The organism is Duganella flavida (assembly GCF_009857445.1).
GTDB lineage: Bacteria > Pseudomonadota > Gammaproteobacteria > Burkholderiales > Burkholderiaceae_D > Rugamonas > Rugamonas flavida.
In genome coordinates, this window is sequence record NZ_WWCN01000075.1 from 1 (window position 1) to 259 (window position 259).

Consider the following 259-nt stretch of genomic DNA (forward strand, 5'->3'; position numbering starts at 1 on the left):
GCAACTGGTAGGGCTGGTTGGACTCGAACCAACGACCCCCGCGTTATCAACACGGTGCTCTAACCAGCTGAGCTACAGCCCCAATATTTGCTGTTCTCTATTCGTTACAGTCGATAAGTGTGAGCGCTTGATATGTTCCGAAGAACCTGCAAACTCTAGAAAGGAGGTGATCCAGCCGCACCTTCCGATACGGCTACCTTGTTACGACTTCACCCCAGTCACGAATCCTACCGTGGTAAGCGCCCTCCTTGCGGTTAAG

The 259-nt window shown here is 52.5% G+C and carries 1 tRNA gene and 1 rRNA gene; both read right to left on the reverse strand.

The features are described from left to right. Positions 1-5 precede the first annotated feature (5 nt). Positions 6-82: transfer RNA gene (locus GTP46_RS29265), tRNA-Ile, on the reverse strand. 77 nt (positions 83-159) lie between these two features. After that, positions 160-259 (reverse strand): 16S ribosomal RNA (locus GTP46_RS29270); the annotation flags it as partial.